This is a genomic window from Chroococcidiopsis sp. TS-821 (assembly GCF_002939305.1).
In the GTDB taxonomy this organism is placed as follows: Bacteria; Cyanobacteriota; Cyanobacteriia; order Cyanobacteriales; family Chroococcidiopsidaceae; genus Chroogloeocystis.
This window is the reverse complement of the sequence record NZ_MVDI01000001.1, coordinates 1505481-1525921: the sequence shown is the minus strand read 5'-3', so window position 1 is coordinate 1525921 and position 20441 is coordinate 1505481. Positions and strand designations below refer to the sequence as shown.

Here is a 20441-nt window from a genome sequence, read left to right as displayed (position 1 = left end):
CTTCTTCATTAATCATCTTCGAGCCTTAATAACTGTTCGTCAATTATTTTCAAGCGTTCTCGGACAACTTCTTCAGAAAGAATGCGTTTGCGTAGTGCTTCATTCAACGTTCCTTTTTCTGCCAATAGCAAGCGGCGGCGAATCGCATCAAGTTTAGTATGGTCGTTACCAGTAATTGCAAACTGATCGGGACGGCGATTATACAAATCGCGCAAAGCTTTTTCTGCGCCAGCAACACGCACTTGATACGCTGCGCGGAGTTCTTCATAAATTGCTTTGGGTAAAACTCCTCCTTTGAGTAAAGTTTCTAACTCATCTTGCGCAGCTTTAGCTGTCATAAGTTGGGCTTGTAACTCCTCAACTTGCTGTTGAGAAGAAGATACTTGAGCAATTTTTAAACGTTTGACAATCCACGATAAACTTGTGGCTTGAACGATCAGCGAGACAAAGACAGCACCGAACACTAATGCAATAAGTTGTTCGCGTTCAGGCAAGGCAAACGGTAAACTTAGAGGTAACGCCATTGAAAGCGATCCTTTAATATTGCCAAAAAATAATACGTGTTGCCAGCGTAGTGGTACTGGACGGTCAAACCATTTGACAATTGCGAGTAGCGGATACACTGTGAGCAATCGTCCAGCTTGAAAAGCTAAAACGGCTAAAAGCACGCCAGGTAAAGTTTGCCAAAAAATAGTCAGGTTAATCTCGACCCCAATCAACAGAAAAATAAACGTGTTGACGCCAAAACCTGCGTATTCCCAAAAACTTAACAAAGTGATGCGGCTAGAAGCCGAAATACTCCGCGACAGTCCAACATTGCCAAAAATCAATCCCGCAACGACGACTGCTACCGCCCCCGATACATTTAAAAACTGTCCAGCTTGAAACGTTCCCAACGCGACAGCCACCGTGAGGAGAATACTGCTGAGAGGATCGTCTAGACGATTAAATAAACCAACGCTGAGGTATCCCAAGACTAATCCAACAACGATACCACCTACGGAAACAACAACTAATTGTTGAAGTCCTCCCAGAAACGTGAACGAACCCGTTGCGTAGGCACTCAAAATTAAGTTAAATAAAACCAGTGCTACCGCATCATTGAATAGCGTTTCTCCTTCGACAATCGTAGACAAACGCGAAGGTACGGGAGTTTCTTTAAATACAGCCAAAACCGAGACAGTATCTGTATTGGCGAGCATGACTCCCGCAAGTAAAGCGGGTATCCAAGCTAATTCCAGTCCAAATCTCAGCAAAATGGCGATTATACCTGCTGAAATCATCGTTCCAGGACCTGCCAAAAGTGCGATCGCCTTAAACGTACTTCTCAAACGGCTAATATCAGTATTAATCCCCGCTTCAAAGATGAGAATTGGCAAGAACAGATTTAAAACTAATGCCGGATCTAACCCAAACTGGCGCGGTAAAATTTCGGTGAAAACGAGTCCGGCTAAAACTAAGCCAGTGACATAAGAAACGCGCAATCGACGCGACAATAAAGCAACGCCAGTTGCAACTAATAACAGGATAATTAGCCCAACGACTAATTCAGCAACACTTCCTGGAGGCTGCAAAACGGTCTCCTGAATTGGTATATAATGCGTAGCCAAGCCAAACCACAAAGCTATTACGATCAATAAATAGTATCACGCGCGCCCATACGACTTTTTGAGATCAGTTGATGGGTAATGGGTAATAGGTAATTGCTAATCGCTAATGGCTATCAACCTTTAAGTTATATTGCTCTTGCCTCTCGCTTTCTGCTCCTCGCTCCTCACCCCTTTACAATCTGATTCAGATGCGACAAAAGATTTTGCAGAATTTGATTAAGCTGGCAAGTAATTAAAAATTTTGAGGAGTAACGAGTGAGTATAGAAACACTTATTCAAGATCCAGCAATACCAGCCGAAGCAGGAGCTGTATTATCTGCTCCATACGATGCTGAAAGCTTCGATCAGAGCGTGATGACAACTTACGGGCGGTTCCCCTTGGCTTTAGATCGTGGAGCAGGCTGTCGGGTTTGGGATACTCAAGGTAGAGAATATCTTGATTTTGTTGCCGGAATCGCGACTTGTACCCTAGGACACGCACACCCTGCAATGGTGGAAACTGTGACACAGCAAATTCAAAAGCTGCATCATGTTTCTAACTTGTACTACATTCCCGAACAAGCGCAACTTGCTAAGTGGCTGATTGAGCATTCATGTGCCGATCGCGTCTTTTTCTGCAATTCTGGTGCGGAAGCAAACGAAGGTGCAATTAAATTAGCACGGAAATACGCGCATCAGGTGCTAAAGATCGATCAGCCGATTATTTTGACGGCGCATTCAAGTTTTCACGGGCGGACGCTTGCAACAATTACCGCGACAGGACAACCGAAGTATCAAAAAGACTTTAGCCCGCTTGTTCCTGGTTTTCATTACGTACCGTACAACGATATCAAGGCAATCGAAACCGCAATTTCAGAACTTGATGAAGGCGATCGCGCTGTTGCTGCTATTCTTCTCGAACCTCTCCAAGGTGAAGGTGGTGTACGCCCAGGCGACAAAGCTTATTTCCAGGAAATCCGCCGGATGTGCGATGAAACAGGAATTTTATTAATCCTTGATGAAGTTCAAGTGGGAATGGGGCGTAGTGGTAAATACTGGGGCTATGAAAACCTAGATATTGAGCCGGATATCTTTACGAGTGCGAAAGGCTTGGGCGGTGGTATCCCGATTGGTGCAGTAATGTGCAAAGCCTTCTGCAATTTATTCCAGCCAGGAGATCATGCCAGTACGTTTGGTGGTAATCCGTTTGCATGTGCAACTGCACTCACTGTCTGCGAAACGCTAGAACGCGAAAATATATTAGAAAATGTCCAACAGCGCGGCGAACAACTCCGCGAAGGTTTACGCGCGATCGCAGCGAAGTATCCCGAATATATCACCGAGGTACGCGGCTGGGGTTTAATCAATGGTATGGAACTCAAGGCAGATATTCGATTAACTTCTGCAGATGTTGTTAAAGCAGCGATCGCGGAAGGATTGCTACTCGTCCCCGCAGGATCAAAAGTCATTCGTTTCGTACCGCCATTGATTGTCTCAGCACAAGAAATTGATACAGCATTGCAAATTTTGGAAAAAGTCATGGCAGCTGTAGTTGTTTAGTGCAATAGATAATGGGTAATTGGAGAACTGATTGCCCATTATTTTTCTAAGTTGAATGATATTATCCCGTTCTAGAATTTCTCAAACAATAAACGTACGAAATTCCACAGTATGCTCCTACAGCACAGCGCCAAGGGTAGGGGCGATCGTAAAGATATTCTCTCGTAAAATGCAGACAATCGTCGATTTAGGACGACAATTTGGTTTAAATGACTATAACTAATAACTAAAGTTTGGTTTTCGCCAAGTATTTATTACAATATAGCGTTTAGATATTTGTATAGTTACGTCTGGAATAAGCGCGATCGCTTCTCGAATACAATCGGCTTAGCGTTCTAGAAATAGGGCAAAAAGTGGGTTACACTAACTTCTCGGGCAATCCTACTTGCTTCAAAACTGCGATAGCATATACCGCGACTTAATTGAGTCACATCGCATGACGCAGTGTATTTCTTGAACCAACAGCTTACCCCAGTGCGATATCACCTAAACTTTTAATTTGTTCCTCTGCATAACCAGCAGCGCGTAAAGGTGCGATCGCATCTCGTTGTAAATCAGGAACATAACCAGCAATCAAAGTCGCACTGTCATCAGGGATAATATGCACTTCTCCAATAGCTGCGGGTAAAATACATGACTCCGCACGTCCTAATTGTTCAGTTCCTCCGCTAAACTCTAGTTGTACCGGATCGCCAACGTTTGTTAGTGTAATGCAGCGATGTGGATGCGATGGTTCGGTGTACGATTCGTTAATTAACAAGCGTTCTAGTGCAAAATATGGTCCTGCACAACAGAAAATACGACGGTTCGCGCCCTGTTGCAGTTCTAAGCCTGAATTGGGATAGGGTTGGTAGTGCGATCGCAGTTCATCTAATACTTTGTTAATATTTGCGTGCCATTCTTCTTGACTCAATGGCTTACCATACAAATCGGTAGGCATCACCGAGTTTCCTAAATCGGATGTTTGTTGAATTTCAAATACCAAGGCATCAGGACCAAATGAGTGGATAATTCCTGCGGGAACGTAAACGGTATCTCCGGTCTGAATCGGATGTCGCACCATCACCGAGTCGTAATCTTGCGCAACAAAAGCATCAAAGAGTTGTTCGCGCGAAAACTCGGCTTTAAGCCCTGCTAATACAGTTGCACCAGGCGCAGCCCAGACAATATGCCAAGCTTCGGTTTTACCATTGGGTTCTTTATACACGCGCTTTGCTGTTTCATCATCTGCATGAAGATGCACTGGTAGCATATGCGAAGCGTCGAGAAATTTTTCGAGAATCGGAAAGTGTGGACCGCGCCAACCGCTCCCAACAAGTTCGTCAGGATACTCGCTCACTAAATCGTGGAGTGTGCGACCTGCAAATGCACCGTTGGTGACAGTTCCGGTTGTATCTTGATAGTCGCTAATTTCCCAAGTTTCGGCAATGACACCTTCTGAGGGTAAGTTTTGCTTGCCAAGTTTATCTGCGATCGCTCTTTCACCAAATGCATACTTGCGAATGTGCGTTGTTAATTTAATCGGATACCAATTCATCTCAATCTCCTCAATGGGTCAGTTTAATTAAAGGTCATCTAGGGGTAATGGGTAATCGGTAATGGGTAATAGCTTCAAGATTTCAATAACCAATTCCCAATCACCAATTACCAGCTTTGATCGTTTATTTTCACTCGACTGCTCAATCTGGTTGTTGAGATAAATGATGCCATTGATGTAACGATGGATACAATGATTGATAGCGTTGCCAAGCTGCTTCTAAAGAGGAATCTGGATTATTTGGTGTTGTTACGCTCATAGTAGTTTGTGTGGCGATCGCATCTTGAAATACGCCAATACCTATCCCTGCTAAAATTGCCGCGCCGCGTGCTGAAGCTGCTGCAATTGTTGTCGTGTAAAGTGGAACTTGTAAAACATCAGCGAGTAATTGTTGCCAGACAGGTTCTAAAGTTCCACCGCCAGCTAAACGCAATTGAGTCACGGTGACATCCGTTGCGATAATCGCCTCTAAACCTTGCTTTAAACTAAACGCAACTCCTTCTAAAGCAGCCCGCATCATGTGCGCGCGAGTATGATGTAGCCCTAATCCTACCCAAGCGCCGCGTGCGTGTGGATCGAGGTGCGGAGTGCGATCGCCTGTTAAATACGGTAAGAACGTCAAACCTGCACACCCTGGAGGAACTGCAAACGCCTCGGCATATACTTGTTTCCAACTGTAGCCTAAGACGCCTTTTACCCACTCTAACGCGAGTCCCGCATTTTGAATCGCTGCTAATGTGTACCATTGATGAGGTAGCGCAGCGCGATACAGATGCGTACGACCATAAGGATCGACAATTGGTTGCAAACGCGGTGTTATAATTTGTGCCGCAGAGCCTACTGTGAGTTGTACGGTTCCTGGTTCGATCGAGCCATTACCCAAAGCAGCTGCTGCGGTATCGGCTGCACCTGCAATTACTGGGGTATTGACAATTAGCCCAAGATGTGCACTAGCTTCTGAAGTTAAATTTCCAGCAATGCTACTACTTGATGGTAAAAGTTCAGGTAGCCAGTCACAACGTAGTTTTAAGGCAGCAATGACATCCAGCGCCCAGCAATCGGAGACAACATCATAAAGCAACGTTCCCGACGCATCTGAAGGTTCAGCAGCGACTTTCCCTGTCAGACGCAGGCGTAACCAGTCTTTTGGTTGCAGTACCCACCGCGCCTTTGCATAAGTTTCAGGTTCGTATTGACGTAACCACAATAAACTTGCTCCTGCCATACCTGCGGCGATGGGATTTGCCAGCTTGCTGCGAAGCTGAGAATCGAGGGCATTATATTCTCGTAGCATTTCACTCGACCGCGTATCTGCCCAGAGAATCGCCGGACGTAACGGCGTACCTTCGCTATCAGTTAACACAACGCCATGCATTTGCCCAGAAAGTGCGATCGCTTGTACGTCTTGAGGATTTTTCACCGCATTTTTGACGGCGATCGCAACAGCATTCCACCACTGTTCGGGGTCAGTTTCCGCCCATCCTGGCTGTGGTGCTTGCACCGCATACGCACAAGTAGCTTCCCTAACGACAGTGCCATTAGTGTCTAGCAGTAATGCTTTCACCGAACTAGTACCGAGATCGATGCCAAGTAGCATGTTTCTAGCGACTTCGAGAACGCGTCCGCAAGCGGTCGATGATGACGGCGGTTATGATTACTAAACCTTTCACGACTAATTGCCAGAAGAATGAAATATTCAACAGCGTCAAGCCATTATTCAGCGTAGCAATAATCAAAGCACCGATTAAAGTACCGATAATTGTCCCAACGCCACCGGCAAAACTCGTTCCTCCAAGAATAACGGCGGCGATCGCATCAAGTTCGTAACCTGTACCTAAGATTCCGGTTGCACTGTAAAGACGACTCGCACTCATAACGCCAGCCAAACCGGAAAGCAAACCACTGACGCCGTAGACAAATAACAGAACATAACTCACTTTAATACCCGTCAATCGCGCAGCACGGGCGTTACCACCTACCGCATAAATTTGCACCCCAAGAACAGTGCGACGCAAAATAAACCAACTGACTAAGACAGTTAATAATGCAATAATCACTAACCAAGGAATTGGTCCGATGTAATCATTGCCAATCCAAGCAAAATTTAAATTAGGATTAATAACTGTTGTGCCGTTTGCTAATAAATACGCCACACCGCGCAATCCAGTCAATCCACCCAGCGTTACGATAAACGGCGGCAGATCTAAATACGCAATCAGCGCACCATTGAGTATACCTAAAAGTAACCCTACAGCTAAGGCTGCTGGTACAGCAAGTACGCTAAACCCTGGAAGAAGTGAAATAACAACAGAGACAACCGCACAGACAGCTAAGATGGCACCCACTGATAGGTCAATTCCACCCGTTAAAATGACAAACGTCATTCCTGTTGCTAGCACGATATTAATCGATGCTTGACGAACAACGTTGATTAAATTACCTAATGTGAGAAAGTTAGGGGTAAGAAACGCGAATAAAATACAAATAATAATAAGAATCGGCAGAATACCAGCAACTTGAATTAAATTACCGACTCGATTGCGTTTGCGAGTGCGATCGCGATTGCTTCTACTTCTTGCTGGTTTAAGTTGCATTTGCTTCATCGTGCTACCTCTGCTGCGCCTGTTGCATGCGTCATAATGTTTTCTTGCGTAATTTCTTGACCAGGAGAGTTATCCAGTTCGCCGACTAAAACACCTTCGCGCATCACCAATACGCGATCGCTCATGCCAATAATTTCGGGTAATTCGCTTGAGATCATCAAAACTGCAACTCCCTGCGCTGCTAGTGCGGCAATAATGTGATAAATCTCGTTCTTTGCGCCAATATCTACCCCGCGTGTTGGTTCGTCAAGTAATAACACCTTGGGATTAATTGCTAACCACCGCGCCAAGAGTAACTTTTGTTGATTACCGCCAGAAAGGTCCATCGCCCTAATCGATAAGCTAGCAAGGCGAATCCGCAGATTATCGACTGCTTTTGCGGCAATATCACCGATAGCTTTCCAATTAACGACGCCAGCTTTTGATTCGCGCCCGAAGACATTCATCGTGATATTCTTACGCGAACTCATCTCTAGAAACAAACCTTGGTCTTTGCGATCTTCTGGGACATAACCAATCCCCGCGCGAATCGCATCAGCTGGGCTAGAAATCTTTAGTTTGCGTCCTTCTAAAACAACTTCCCCACTCACACTCGCATCAGCCCCAAAAATCAACCGTGCTAACTCTGTTCTGCCAGCACCCACTAACCCTGACAAACCCACAATTTCGCCTGCATGCAGTTGCAAACTTGCTGGTTGCACCTTGCGCCCGTCGCTTAAATTTGTCACTTCCAAAACAACACGCCCGCGCGGCGATGGCTGACGTTGATACAAATCTTGTAGTGGTCTGCCCACCATCATTTGAATCAACTTTTCCGCAGAGATTTCGCTGTGCAGCAAACTGCCAATGTATTCTCCGTCGCGCAGCACGCTAATGCGATCTGCTAACGCATAAATCTCATCCATGCGGTGGCTAATATAAATAATCGCAATGCCATCATCGCGCAAGCGCCGTACAATCTGAAACAATCGTTCTGTCTCGCGATCCGAAAGTGCCGCCGTTGGTTCGTCCATAATCAGAATGCGGCTTTGATCTTTTAAGGCACGCGCGATTTCAACTTGTTGCTGTTCGGCAATAGAAAGACTCGAAACTAGCGTACTAGGTCCAAAACTTGCGCCTAAAGTTTCTAAAACCCTAGCAGCTTCTTGCTGCATTTGTTCTTGGTCGAGAAATGCACCGCCTTTGGTAATTTCACTTCCCATAAAAATATTCTCAGCAACACTCAAATTTGGTGCTAAGTTTAATTCCTGGTAAATAATTGCAATTCCGACTCGCCGCGCGTCACTAGGATTGTGAATTCGTACTGGTTGACCGTCAATCCGAATTTCACCTGAATCCGCAGCATACGCCCCAGCTAGAATTTTCATCAGCGTACTTTTTCCGGCGCCATTCTCACCCATCAAAGCATGAATTTCTCCAGGAAAAATCTGCAAATCTACATTCTGCAATGCAGGTACGCCGTGAAACTCCTTGCCAATTCCCTGCATTTCTAATATTGGTGTCTTCGTTGCTACTACCATTTTGGATTTTGAGATGTGAGATTTGGAATTACTCAAGACCGCAGGAGTAAGACAGCATTAATTGATGTAACTTTTAATACTGTCCTCTAACTCCTAACCTCTGCTAGTTTGTTGTCCAACCTTGGTACTCAGCGACGTTATCGCGGGTAATTAATGATACTGGAATCAAAACCGTTGTCTCTGCGGGTGGATTGCCTTGACGAATATCGTTACCAATTTGCACTGCCCGTGCTGCCATGGTAAAAGGATCTTGTGCTGCTGTAGCAACAAATAAGCTGCCTTCGCGTTCAATTGCTTGTTTTGCTTCAGGCGCGCCATCAACACCAACAATGAAAAATTCATTGCGTTTTGCCTGTATGGCTGCAAGTTCAGCACCAATGCCTGTTGGGTCGTTAATTGCGAACACAGCATCAATTCTGGGGAAGGAAGTGAGTAAGTCGCTCATGACGCGCAATCCACCATCGCGGCTACCTTCAGCGTTTTGATCGCGCGAAAGCACGTTGATACCTGGATATTTCGCAAAAACTTGCTCGCAACCCCGTACGCGGTCAATTACAGCGGTAACAGGTGGTCCATTGATAATAACAACATTACCCTGACCATTCAAGCGGTCTGCAATATACTGACAACTAACTTCACCAGCTTGTACGTTGTTTGACGTCACTGTCGCATCAACTCCACCTTCTGCGTCTACATCAACAGCAACTACTGGAATTCCTGCCCGTTTCGCGTTTATAACTGCTGGGGCAATGCCTTTACTATCCGCAGCGTTGAGTAATATTAAGTCAGTACCAGAGGCGACAAAGTTTTCCATTTGGTTGAGTTGTTGGTTCAAGTCGTACCCACTTGACACAACTGTTGTCCTGACATTTCCCCCGCCAATTTTTTGCGCTTCGGCTTCCGCACCGCGACCAATTTGGACAAAGAAGGGATTACCTAAATCGCCTACTGTTACGCCTACCGAGCTAAGCGTACCACCTTGACCACTCGTCTGAGTGCCTCCCTGATTCGCTTGCTGGTTACAACCGACAAGCGCACTACTGACTAAACCTAAAAGACCAAATGCGATCGCTACTTTTTTCACTTCTGTCTCCACCAAATCATGTATGGACGAGTCAGAATCATTGACCTGCTATCACTGAATCAAATTGCCAAAAAACAATTGCATAGCAATTTATCTTGTCAGCGTTACAAGCTTTACTTGTTTACATTTTTTATGCTTTTAATTCTGCTTTAGTTTTTGTATTTTGTTTCTTCTTCAAGCCCCGCTGTTCTATCAAAGTGCAACGTAGCTTAAGGCAATGATGCTACTTCTGCAAAGATTAATTTTTATGACTAAAACAGATAAAAAGTTATGAAAAAATGTATGTAGTTTGCTCGTTTTATTCTTTTTGCAGGCTTTTATCTTATTGACTCTCCATCTGTAAATTATGATCCCCAAGGCTTCTACTTTACATCCATCTGTCAGCTTATATCCTAGGGACTAATAAATTTAGCACAAAAATTAGTAAAATAATCCCTTAATATATCTCAACAATAGTGCGACTTAATATTAATAAATAGCAACACAAATAAAACTTTAAGCAAGAATAGTTTTACTTGTACTCAATTAAAACGATCGCCAACAATTCAAATAGTAAGTAAAGGTAGTGAGTAGATAGCAATAAAATGGTTAGATTTGCTTATTAGCTAACACCTTTGAGCGCAGCGTAAATAGCACTAAAGCGATGAAATCCTTCAGCATAAGCTGAATGCGAAGCTGGTTGAGTGTATTCTTCAATTGCAGGCAAAATCTGAAACAAGGCTTCTAGATCGGGATAAACATCGCAACCAACTAATGCAAGTAACGCTGCACCGTATGCTGCACCTTCAGCTAGTATCGGCTTTGCAAGATTGATACCAAGCACGTCCGTAATAATTTGTAACCAAAGTGGCGATCGCGAACCACCACCCGTAGCAACAAGTTCGCGAATTGGGGTAATCTCCTGCATCACATCAAACGCTGCACGCAAACTATACGCAACGCCTTCGAGAACCGCCCGCGTCATTTCTGCTTTACTATGCGCTAAAGACAAATTCAGCCACGCACCACGCGCCTCAGAATCAAGAAAAGGACTGCGTTCGCCTGCCAAATGCGGTAAAAATATCACGCCACCCGATCCAGGATCGGCATTACTTGCCCACTTTGTCAACTCATCATAGCTAGAGTTTGGAAAAAAAGTATCGCGATACCAACGCAGAGATCCACTCGCCGCCAATGTGACACCCAACAAATGATAGCCACCATCAGCGTGACAAAATAGATGAATTCGTCCTTCTGGTTCCGGAATAGGTTGTGCCAAAGGGACAAAAATCACTCCCGAAGTGCCAAGACTGAGACTACCGCGATCGCAATTTGTACTAGAGATTCCTAAGCCAATCGCCGCCGCTGCGTTGTCACCCCCACCTGCAATAATTGGTAAACCTGCGGGTAAACCTGTGATCCTGGCAACTTCCGGTTTTAATTTGCCAATAATTGCAGTCGATGCCATAACTTGGGGAAACAGATTTGCCTTAATATCAAGTGCCGTGAGAATATCCAAATCCCAAGTGCGATCGCCTAAATTTAAACACCCCACACCCGAAGCATCCGAAGGTTCTGTCGCAAGTTCCCCCGTCAACACGTATCCCAAATAATCTTTCGGTAACACTACATGACGCATCCGACTAAACGCCTGCGGTTCTGAGTCACGCAACCACACAACTTTTGGTAATTGAAAGCCTGTAATTGCTGGGTTACCAGTACGTTGAATCAATTCTTGGCGAGGAACAATCGTTTCAATCGTCGTCACCGCTTTACCAGTACGCTGATCGTTCCACAAAATTGCTGGTCGAATGACATCTCCTGCTGCATCAAGCGGAACCATCCCATGCATTTGTCCCGATAGACCTAAACCCACAATCTGGGAATGTTCTAATTGCTGAACTACCTCAGTCAAAGCTTGAAAACTAGCCTCAATCCAATCATTAGGGTTTTGTTCTGTCCATCCAGGATACGGCGTGAGTAACGGATAGTTACGCGTTGCTTGGGCGGCGATCGCACCTTGAAGATTAACTGCAACAACCCGCACCCCGCTGGTTCCAAGATCGATTCCGATCGCAACAGCATTATTTTTATGTAAATTTAAAGTCATTTGTTCTTGAATTGCGCTATGTACTAAATAAAGCAGCAGCAACTAATACTATTTCATCAAAGAACTACAAATAATTACTTATAGCAACCTCAAAGTGAAACAGTACAAGTATGCACAACTTACAATTAACAACTTATGAATTCCCGTGTCCTTGTCTTCGGTAGTATCAATATGGACTTGGTTGCCAAAGTTCCGCACTTACCTATTCCTGGCGAAACTTTACAAGGACATAGTTTTACAACTGTACCTGGCGGAAAAGGTGCAAATCAAGCAGTAGCAGCGGCGCGGTTAGAAGTTCCTACGGCAATTGTAGGACGTGTAGGGAACGATCAATTTGGGCAGGAATTACTACAAAATTTGCAAAGCGATCGCGTCCAAACTGACAATGTCTATATCGATCTGTCAACAACTTCAGGAGTTGCGATTATTGCTGTAGACGACAACGCCGAAAATCATATTGTTGTGATTTCTGGTGCAAATGGAAATGTAGGTGAAGAAGATGTCGAACGTCTAACCCCACTGCTACCAACAGCATCCATCCTACTGTTACAGCTAGAAATTCCGCTTTCTGCTGTACAAAAAGCTGCACAAGCCGCCCAACAAGCAGGCGTGAAAGTTATTCTAGACCCTGCACCAGCACCTACTGAGTTACCATCAGAACTATATTCGCTAGTCGATATCATCACGCCGAATGCAGTAGAAGCAGAACAATTAGTTCATTTTGCCGTCAACACTCCTGAAAGTGCTGAAAAAGCTGCATTATTACTGCAACAACGTGGTATTAAGACAGCAATTATCAAACTAGGTGCTAAGGGCGTTTTTTGTGCAACTGTGGATGATAGCTTTTTTATTCCTGCTTTTTCTGTAAAAGCCGTAGATACCGTTGCCGCAGGAGATGCCTTTAACGGTGGGCTAGCCGCTGCCTTATCTCAAGGATATTCGCTACGCGAAGCCGTCACATGGGGTGCGGCAACTGGGGCACTTTCAGCGACTAAATCGGGCGCACAATCTTCATTACCTACACGCCAAAGAGTTGAAGCTTTTCTTCAAGAACATCAACCACCAAGATAGTTCATCATTCGTTTAGGCGATGATTGTCCCTACTTATGGTAGATGCAACAAATCTACAAGATTTATAGTGTGGCACCATACGGTTTTGATCTGTGAAGCGACCTAGGGGTATCTACCAAAATGGCTACAAGTCGCTGATAGATTTACTAGACCCGCCCCTACATAGAGTCGTGAATCATACCAGATTTTACCGTTCTTGTTGTGATTAAAAGAGTTAATTTGTAGCGTGGCTATAAAATTGAAACAAATACCATTTTTGTCGCTTGCCCTAGTCATGGGTATTACCTATACAATACCAGCGATCGCCAATGAAACCAATTTAAGAGAAAAACTGAGGGCAGCGAACGCGAATCAAACCTTCCGAGAAGTTGCTACAGAAGATACTCAATATGAAGAAATTCGTGTCGTTGAAATTGCTGGTGGATTGGAGCATCCCTGGGCTGTAGCATTTTTACCAGACGGACGTTTTTTAGTAACTGAGCGTCCAGGAAGACTCAATATTATTGAAAATGGTAGAGTAACTCGGGTATCTGGCGTTCCGCAAGTTAATGCTGAAAACCAAGGCGGATTGTTAGATGTTGTCTTGCACCCCAACTATGCAACCAATGGTTGGATTTATATGACCTATTCCAAGCCAAACGGTAATGGTCAAACTGCAACTGCTGTAGCACGGGGTCGATTAAGAGGTAACACGTTAGTCGATGTCCAAGATATATTTGTTCAAAATCGCTACTCAGAACCTGGACAGCATTACGGGTCGCGTCTAGCTTGGACAAATGATGGCAAACTGCTGATGACAATTGGCGATCGCTGGTTTGAGCCTCTACGCGCCCAAAATTTAAGAGATCATGCTGGCTCAGTTTTGAGGCTGAATGACGATGGTACAGTGCCTCCAGATAACCCATTTGTGGGCAATCCAGAAGTTGCGGACGAGATTTATACTTATGGCAATCGCAATATTCAATCACTAGTCGTCAACAGAACAACAGGCGATATCTGGGCGGTAGATCACGGTCCGCGTGGTGGAGACTTACTCTATCCCATCGTAGCCGGTAACAATTATGGTTGGCCCATTGTGACCCGTGGATTTGACTACGATACCGGAAAACCAATTCCTGAAGCAGTAGGTCGTCGCATGGAAGGCGTTACTGAACCATTTTATGAATTTTTGCCAACTCATGCTCCCTCTGGCGTGGCGCTAGTAACTGCTAACCGATTTCCATCCTGGCAAGGTAATCTCTTAGTAGGTGGGCTTGCTAGTCGGCGGATTCGCCGTGTAGTCTTTAATGAACAAGAAGTTCTACACGAAGAAGAATTGTTGTTGCAGACGGTAGGGCGCATCCGAGATGTGCGCGAAGGTCCTGACGGTTACATATATGTTCTCACTGATGAATCTGAGGGAGGACTCTACCGCATTGAACCCGCAGAATTAAATGGTGATGATGATGAGGAAGATATTGATAGTGTCTAAGTGCTTGCTCAATGAACGATCGAACCGACAAAATGATGTTACGCTTTTGGTTTTTGCTACAGCAGTGATGACTTCCCAACCATCGTGTTTCTGCGTAGAGATTGAATAGTTGATTAGAAAGTGACGTAAGTACTTCTTAAATCAGAAAAAGCAGGACAAAGAACTAGAGGAAATTCAGTAGTTTTTCAGAACTCAACGTTCGATTTGAAGCTAGCCTGAGGACAACAACGGTTAGCTTTTTTATTGGCACAGTAACAGCCTGTGCTAAATACTGAGATTTTGTAACAAAGCTGAATCGAGCTTAGAGAGCTTGAATGACGTACAATCAGCCAGTTGCTTGTCTTAAACTTTACACCTTAAACAATAATTTGAGTTTTACGTAAATTTACTTCAGTATAAATACACACAAGGCTGGACGTAAAGCATACTGTTTTTATATTAAATTTCTCGACACATCCAGTAAGTAATTTAAAAACAATGAAATTAAAGTTTTTGTATTCTGTATCTCTACTCTTTACATTATCTTTTGCTGCAACACCAGCCGTTGCTCAAACTCAAGTTAGTTACTTGCCATCAGTCCGAAATCGTAGCGAACAAAACAACAGCATTCAGAAATTAATGACAATAACCGGCGAGAGAAATATGACTCGCCAAGTAACTTTGCAAACAATAAACACGCTAAAAAATCAATATCCTCAAGTTCCACAAAAGTTCTGGGATTCTTTCTTAGCAGAAATGAATTATGAGGAAATGAACCAAAGAATTGAAGGTATTTACAATAAATACTTTACCGAAGAAGATATTCAAGGCATGATCGCCTTCTATCAAACACCGCTAGGACAAAAAATCATTAGTGTTTTACCTCAACTCGCGCAAGAATCTTCAAAAGTTGGTCAACAATACGGAATCGAAGCTGCGACACGTGCTATTAAGAAACTACAAGCAGCAGGCTATATACGTTAGTTGTATTTCTAGTTGAAATAATTCTGTTGCGCTCAATTGGTAACTGGTAATTGGTAATTATTTCACTTGGTTCGAGAAATTAGCGCTAGCCTACGTCATTTGCAAGTGAGGGACAATTGCTTCAGACTCCAACTCATCATCTACTAGCTGTGCGATCGCGCGATCGATAACTTCTAACCCTTGATCGACAGTTTCAATCACACTGAGTAATCCTCGCAACTCTGCTGCACCTGCAAAGCCTTTGGCATACCATGTCATATGCTTGCGGGCTTGCCTGACACCGCGATCGCCTTTATATTCCCATAAAGCTTGCAGATGTTCTCTAGCACATTGCAACCGTTCTACAGGCGTTGGTGGCGGTAACTCTTGTCCAGTTTTGAGAAAGTAATCAATCTCGCCAACTAAAAACGGATATCCTAATGTTCCGCGCGAACACATAACTCCATCTGCACCTGTTTGCTCTAAGCAGCGTACAGCAGCTTCTACCGAGAAGATATCGCCGTTGGCAATCACTGGAATCGACAAAATTTCTTTTACTCGCGCAATCCATTCCCAGCGTGCAGAGCCATTATAACCTTGAGCGCGAGTCCGACCGTGTACAGTAATCATCTGCGCTCCAGCGTCTTCCATGCGCTTGGCAAAATCCAATATAGTAATTTCTTTATCTGTCCAACCAATGCGCGTTTTTACCGTCACGGGTACATCCACCGCCTTAACGACAGAACGCACAATTTCTTCTGCAACTTCTGGCTGACGCAACAATGAGGAACCGCCACCATTCTTGGTGATTTTGTTCACTGGGCAACCCATATTAATATCTACCGTATCCGCACCTTCCTCTACCGCCATCACCGCTGCTTCTGCCAAGAAATCTGGACGACAATCGAATAGCTGAATACTAATCGGTCGTTCGTTCGGATCGACTTCCATAATCTTGGGCAACTCTTTGACATAATGCAACCCTGTCGCATTCACCATCTCGGTGTACATCATCGATTCGGGTGCATAACGCCGTACTAACCGCCGAAATACTAAATCAGTCACGCCCGATAACGGAGACTGTAAGACGCGGCTTTTAACAGCAAACGAGCCAATTTTTAAGGGTGTTGCCAGTCGATTTTGCAAGCTAGGAGATAGATGAACCATAACAACCGAGCGTAAAGATAAGTAAGCGATGACTCTTTATACTTTAACGATATCGCCTAATATTAAGCTGCTTGGATTTCGATGAGATTTCAAGCTCAGCTCTAGTTCGCCTAACTAGAGCTGTACGCATAACACATAGACTGCAATTTTTGCTTCAGTGATTATACCGTTGCTGAGCATTGTTTATACAGTTTATAAAGCTAGCTAGAAGTAAAAATATGAATAATTTTATATATCCGTGAAAAAGTCAGAGGCTATTAAGCTACTCGAAAGTGAAGCATGGACGAAAGCAGATGCTATCCGTGCTTTAGAAGTCATAGACTTCAATAATAATCCTGACGAACTTACCATTCGTCGAGCTATTTCAAATTTTGCTGGCTCTGAACTTAATAAGCGTCAACGTCTCCAAGCTGCCCAAAAAGGTCAAGTAACCAAAAAGAACAAAGAAATTGAACAGATCCATCAAGAATACGATGCCAAACTTACTCAATATAAACAAGAACTAAAACAAGCAAGAGAAAGAAACGAAGCAGAAAATCATAACCTAGCTTCAGTCAATGAATTAAAAGCGGAAGTAAGAAGATTAACCGCAGTCAATGACGAGCTTAAAAAAGAAAATACAGCGCTCAAAGATGAACTTCAAAATGTAACGTCAGTCAATAAAGATTTAAACGCTAAATTAAAAAAGTCGAACTTAATCAACGACCAACTTAAAAAAGATAACAAAGATTTAAAAAATGTAGTTGATGCCATTAAGCTTAAGCTAGCTATCGAAGTGAATCAGCTTTTGAAGTATGAAGATAGCGAAATTCGCAAAGCATTGATAAAGCTATTTAAATCAACACTCGGTTGAAATGAATAAACAAAGAAGATTCAATAAAATGAGTTACCGCGAAGTGCAGCGTAATAACTCAAAAAAATTAACTAAGCTACACAAAGAAGATCGAAAATGGTTAAAACAGAATGGTTATAAAAATGTTGGTTGGGAGCACGTTATTAATCTCTACCATAAAATTGAGGAGTTTTTAGATAAATATAAATTTGAAGATTTAACGCTAGAAGAATTATTTTTAGAGGCTGACCGTATTGGTGATAAATATCTTACCTCTCAAGAAAGAGAAGAATTTAATTGCCGCTTGTCTAAGGAAGTGAATGAAATTGCAGACGCAATAGATCGACATTTTCCTGAAACAGAAATTGAATTTATTGATTTTGGTAACACCACTAAAAAAACTTCGAGAAAATCTCACTATAAATCGTATAGAACTATCAAACTATAATAAATAACGCGATGAAACTGACAGACAGAGACCTCAAAGAATTATTTGAACTTGCAGATCAACTCGGTAAAAAAAGATATCATAAACTAACCGATCGAGATTTTGAGAATTATAGAAAATTTGATTACTGGCGGTATATTAACGGTAACAGTGAGTGTGGAACGACTCAAGAAAGTAAGGATTGGGTAGAAAAGCATTCAAACTGGTACTGTCCCATTTGTGGAGAAAACTACTCGGCGAAAAACGGTAAGACAATCGATCATAAGCTTCCCAGAGCACAATATCCTTGGCTAGCAATGAATTTTATGAATTTATGGGTCATTTGCCAAGCTTGTAATCAAGAAAAAGGTGAAAAGCACTGGTACGAGTATGAGCATTACATGTTTGTTCGTCACTCTGAACTTTATCTTGCTGTGAAGGCAGCACGCCCTAGCCAATTACTTGAGTCTCTCAAAGATGAGAATAATCGTAGGGGATATTAACTGTAGTTCTTATAAAAGAGCAATAGTATAAATTCCTTGCTTTGAGCTTTTAATAATTAGCAGTTAGCTTTTTAAACGCAACGTGTTCTTCAGGGTTTCCGACTACAAGAAGGCGATCGCCTGCTTCAAGAACAACTTCACCTGTGGGATGACGCAATAGCTGCTGATGACGCTCAATTGCCATAATTGTCACTCCTGTTAAGCGACGGATGTTAGCTTTTGCAAGGCTTTGCCCTACTAATGGTGAATTCTCGCGGACAACATACCAATGCTGCTGTAGTCCTTCAATTGCGGTTTCTAGGTTCAGCGCTCCCCAGTATTCTGCGCGTTCTGGTAAAATATCGCGATAGCGTCCGTTACGATAGCGCGTGACGACTTGCTGCACTGCATACGGTGAATCTCCAAGTTTTAAGAGTAGATGCGCGCCCATCTCTAACGAAGCTTCAAACTCTGGTTGCACAACTTCTTGCGCACCTAACTGGTAGAGTACATCAATTTCTTCCTTGACGTGGGCGCGGACAGTGATATCTAAATCTGGTGCGATACTTAGGGCGCGTTTTAATGTTAATCGCGTTGCCATGGGATCGGGAAGTGCGATCGCCATTGCTTTGGCTTGACGAAGATTTGCTTTTTCTAAAACTAAGGTACTTGTAGCATCTCCGTAAAAATAAACTATTTCGCGTCCTCGTAAAGTTTGCAGCGTAGCTTCGTTATTATCTATAACAACAACTTGATGACCTTGAAAATACAGCATTCGCACGAGCGTTTGTCCCACTCTACCGTATCCCGCGACAACGATATGATCGACAAGTTTTTCTTCAATCTCAACCAATTGTGGGGAACGAAACTGCAAACGCGAATTCATCTGCACAAATCGTTCTAACCAAATTAAGAGATAAGGCGTTGCTTTCAATAAGAAAGGTGTCAGCAACAAAGTAGCTGCGGTTGTACCCACAGTTAAACCATAAAGTCTAGAGGTAAAAAGCCCAGTGTTTCGCGCAACACCGGCTAATACAAAGGAAAACTCGCCAATTTGGTTAATCCCAATACCAACCGTCAACGCAGTTTTGAGCGGATAGCCAAATAGCATAACAATGAAGGTTGCGATCGCGGCTTTACCCAGCATCGTTACCGCCACTAATCCCAGCAAAACCCCCATGTTGTCAAGTAAAAAACCTGGATCGATTAACAGCCCAATCGACGCAAAAAACAACGTAGCAAAAACATCGCGCATCGGTATCACGCGGTCCAGCGCTTGATCTGCATACTCCACATTAGAAATCATCAACCCCGCAACGAATGCTCCCATCGCAATTCCCAAACCAATCGCCGAGGTAAATAACGCAATTCCTAAACAAAGCAATACAATACCGAGTAGAAATAAATCTTGAGAACCTGTTTGAACAAGCAGCCGAATCGAGAACGGAATAAACCACTTTCCAGCAATAATTGCTCCACTCACAAACAGTGAAGCCTTAAGTAACGCGCCAATCAATGCTACGCCAATAATATCTGGAGGTTGAGTGAGTGCCGGAAGTACTGCTAGCATCAAACCTAAGCTGAGATCTTGAACGATTAAAATAGCCAGCATCACTTGTCCGTGAGCCGTTTGTACTTCGTTGCGTTCGATCAAACTTTTAAAGACAACCGCCGTCGAGGAAAGCGAAATCACAGCCCCCAAAAATACTGCTTTGGGTAGCGTACTCACCCAACCTGTCAAGTACGCAAGTCCCCCACCGAGAAGAATCGTCAAGATGATTTGCAGCGTACCCCCACCAAGTGCGATCGCGCGAACTCGCAACAAGTCCTTCAGCGAAAACTCCACACCTAAAGCAAACAGTAAAAGCGCCACTCCTACTTCAGATAGCACCTCAATGTCACCTTCTAGCGTGACTAAATTGAGTCCCGCAGGACCTACAACTACACCACCGATGAGGTATCCTAACAACACAGGTTGCCGCAGTCGATTTGCCAGATAACCTCCTGTTGCTGCAGATCCCAAAACCGTCACCATCTCGACAAGCAGCGTCAAGCTAGCCATTGACT

General features: G+C 43.8%; 16 protein-coding genes. 7 read left to right on the top strand and 9 right to left on the bottom strand.

All coding sequences use genetic code 11. The annotated features are described in order from the left end of the window. Window positions 1–8: 8 nt before the first annotated feature. Complete coding sequence (locus B1A85_RS06880; RefSeq protein ID WP_104546327.1) at window positions 9–1574, bottom strand: sodium:proton antiporter; 1566 nt, start codon at window positions 1572–1574, stop codon at window positions 9–11. A gap of 291 nt (window positions 1575–1865) precedes the next feature. Between B1A85_RS06880 and B1A85_RS06875 the strand changes: the two genes are divergently transcribed. Then, window positions 1866–3149, top strand: a complete 1284-nt coding sequence (locus B1A85_RS06875) for an aspartate aminotransferase family protein (RefSeq protein WP_104546118.1) — start codon at window positions 1866–1868, stop codon at window positions 3147–3149. A gap of 466 nt (window positions 3150–3615) precedes the next feature. Here B1A85_RS06875 and B1A85_RS06870 read toward each other — a convergent pair whose 3' ends face one another. The 6 genes from B1A85_RS06870 to xylB (B1A85_RS06845) form a co-directional block, all read right to left on the bottom strand. Further along, a complete protein-coding gene (locus tag B1A85_RS06870; protein ID WP_104546117.1) occupies window positions 3616–4686 on the bottom strand; it encodes a type I phosphomannose isomerase catalytic subunit in 1071 nt (356 codons plus the stop codon). Window positions 4687–4828: 142 nt separating this feature from the next. After that, window positions 4829–6283, bottom strand: coding sequence for a xylulokinase (xylB, locus tag B1A85_RS06865; protein ID WP_104546116.1), 1455 nt, complete (start codon window positions 6281–6283; stop codon window positions 4829–4831). A gap of 4 nt (window positions 6284–6287) precedes the next feature. Further along, window positions 6288–7289, bottom strand: a complete 1002-nt coding sequence (locus tag B1A85_RS06860; protein ID WP_104546115.1) for a ribose ABC transporter permease — start codon at window positions 7287–7289, stop codon at window positions 6288–6290. Beyond that, window positions 7286–8809 (bottom strand): sugar ABC transporter ATP-binding protein, encoded by a 1524-nt coding sequence (locus B1A85_RS06855; RefSeq protein WP_104546114.1) that lies wholly within the window; start codon window positions 8807–8809, stop codon window positions 7286–7288. The genes B1A85_RS06860 and B1A85_RS06855 overlap by 4 nt, the downstream gene beginning before the upstream one ends. 103 nt (window positions 8810–8912) lie before the next feature. Then, on the bottom strand, window positions 8913–9893 hold the full coding sequence (locus tag B1A85_RS06850) for an ABC transporter substrate-binding protein (RefSeq protein ID WP_104546326.1): 981 nt from the start codon (window positions 9891–9893) through the stop codon (window positions 8913–8915). Between the two features lie 601 nt (window positions 9894–10494). Continuing rightward, window positions 10495–11982, bottom strand: a complete 1488-nt coding sequence (xylB, locus tag B1A85_RS06845) for a xylulokinase (protein ID WP_104546325.1) — start codon at window positions 11980–11982, stop codon at window positions 10495–10497. Window positions 11983–12117: 135 nt separating this feature from the next. On the opposite strand from xylB (B1A85_RS06845), the gene rbsK reads away from it, so the two are divergent. The 3 genes from rbsK (at window position 12118) to B1A85_RS06830 (ending at window position 15487) form a co-directional block, all read left to right on the top strand. Continuing rightward, window positions 12118–13053, top strand: coding sequence for a ribokinase (gene rbsK, locus B1A85_RS06840; protein WP_104546113.1), 936 nt, complete (start codon window positions 12118–12120; stop codon window positions 13051–13053). A gap of 274 nt (window positions 13054–13327) precedes the next feature. Then, a complete protein-coding gene (locus B1A85_RS06835) occupies window positions 13328–14524 on the top strand; it encodes a PQQ-dependent sugar dehydrogenase (RefSeq protein WP_104546112.1) in 1197 nt (398 codons plus the stop codon). 477 nt (window positions 14525–15001) lie between these two features. Continuing rightward, on the top strand, window positions 15002–15487 hold the full coding sequence (locus B1A85_RS06830; RefSeq protein WP_104546111.1) for a DUF2059 domain-containing protein: 486 nt from the start codon (window positions 15002–15004) through the stop codon (window positions 15485–15487). Window positions 15488–15577: 90 nt separating this feature from the next. Here B1A85_RS06830 and dusB read toward each other — a convergent pair whose 3' ends face one another. Next, on the bottom strand, window positions 15578–16633 hold the full coding sequence (gene dusB, locus B1A85_RS06825; RefSeq protein WP_104546110.1) for a tRNA dihydrouridine synthase DusB: 1056 nt from the start codon (window positions 16631–16633) through the stop codon (window positions 15578–15580). A gap of 238 nt (window positions 16634–16871) precedes the next feature. Here dusB and B1A85_RS06820 point away from each other — a divergent pair, with 238 nt between their 5' ends. From B1A85_RS06820 to B1A85_RS06810, 3 genes are read left to right on the top strand one after another with little or no spacing between them, the layout of a single operon-like run. Further along, window positions 16872–17486, top strand: coding sequence for a hypothetical protein (locus B1A85_RS06820; protein ID WP_104546109.1), 615 nt, complete (start codon window positions 16872–16874; stop codon window positions 17484–17486). A 28-nt stretch (window positions 17487–17514) separates the two neighbouring features. After that, a complete protein-coding gene (locus tag B1A85_RS06815) occupies window positions 17515–17913 on the top strand; it encodes a hypothetical protein (protein WP_246841341.1) in 399 nt (132 codons plus the stop codon). An 11-nt stretch (window positions 17914–17924) separates the two neighbouring features. Then, window positions 17925–18395, top strand: coding sequence for an HNH endonuclease (locus tag B1A85_RS06810; protein ID WP_210404210.1), 471 nt, complete (start codon window positions 17925–17927; stop codon window positions 18393–18395). Between the two features lie 49 nt (window positions 18396–18444). Here the strand turns inward: B1A85_RS06810 and B1A85_RS06805 are convergent, their stop codons facing one another. Next, on the bottom strand, window positions 18445–20436 hold the full coding sequence (locus B1A85_RS06805) for a cation:proton antiporter (protein WP_104546107.1): 1992 nt from the start codon (window positions 20434–20436) through the stop codon (window positions 18445–18447). Between the last annotated feature and the right edge of the window lie 5 nt (window positions 20437–20441).

What these genes read in the sequence shown, in the direction of transcription:
- B1A85_RS06870 (WP_104546117.1), bottom strand. Translation starts at nt 4,686, where the DNA reads ATGAATTGGTATCCGATTAAATTAACAACGCACATTCGCAAGTATGCA.
- xylB (WP_104546116.1), bottom strand. Translation starts at nt 6,283, where the DNA reads ATGCTACTTGGCATCGATCTCGGTACTAGTTCGGTGAAAGCATTACTG.
- B1A85_RS06860 (WP_104546115.1), bottom strand. Translation starts at nt 7,289, where the DNA reads ATGAAGCAAATGCAACTTAAACCAGCAAGAAGTAGAAGCAATCGCGAT.
- B1A85_RS06855 (WP_104546114.1), bottom strand. Translation starts at nt 8,809, where the DNA reads ATGGTAGTAGCAACGAAGACACCAATATTAGAAATGCAGGGAATTGGC.
- xylB (WP_104546325.1), bottom strand. Translation starts at nt 11,982, where the DNA reads ATGACTTTAAATTTACATAAAAATAATGCTGTTGCGATCGGAATCGAT.
- rbsK (WP_104546113.1), top strand. Translation starts at nt 12,118, where the DNA reads ATGAATTCCCGTGTCCTTGTCTTCGGTAGTATCAATATGGACTTGGTT.
- B1A85_RS06835 (WP_104546112.1), top strand. Translation starts at nt 13,328, where the DNA reads ATGGGTATTACCTATACAATACCAGCGATCGCCAATGAAACCAATTTA.
- B1A85_RS06830 (WP_104546111.1), top strand. Translation starts at nt 15,002, where the DNA reads ATGAAATTAAAGTTTTTGTATTCTGTATCTCTACTCTTTACATTATCT.
- dusB (WP_104546110.1), bottom strand. Translation starts at nt 16,633, where the DNA reads ATGGTTCATCTATCTCCTAGCTTGCAAAATCGACTGGCAACACCCTTA.
- B1A85_RS06815 (WP_246841341.1), top strand. Translation starts at nt 17,515, where the DNA reads ATGAGTTACCGCGAAGTGCAGCGTAATAACTCAAAAAAATTAACTAAG.
- B1A85_RS06810 (WP_210404210.1), top strand. Translation starts at nt 17,925, where the DNA reads ATGAAACTGACAGACAGAGACCTCAAAGAATTATTTGAACTTGCAGAT.
- B1A85_RS06805 (WP_104546107.1), bottom strand. Translation starts at nt 20,436, where the DNA reads ATGGCTAGCTTGACGCTGCTTGTCGAGATGGTGACGGTTTTGGGATCT.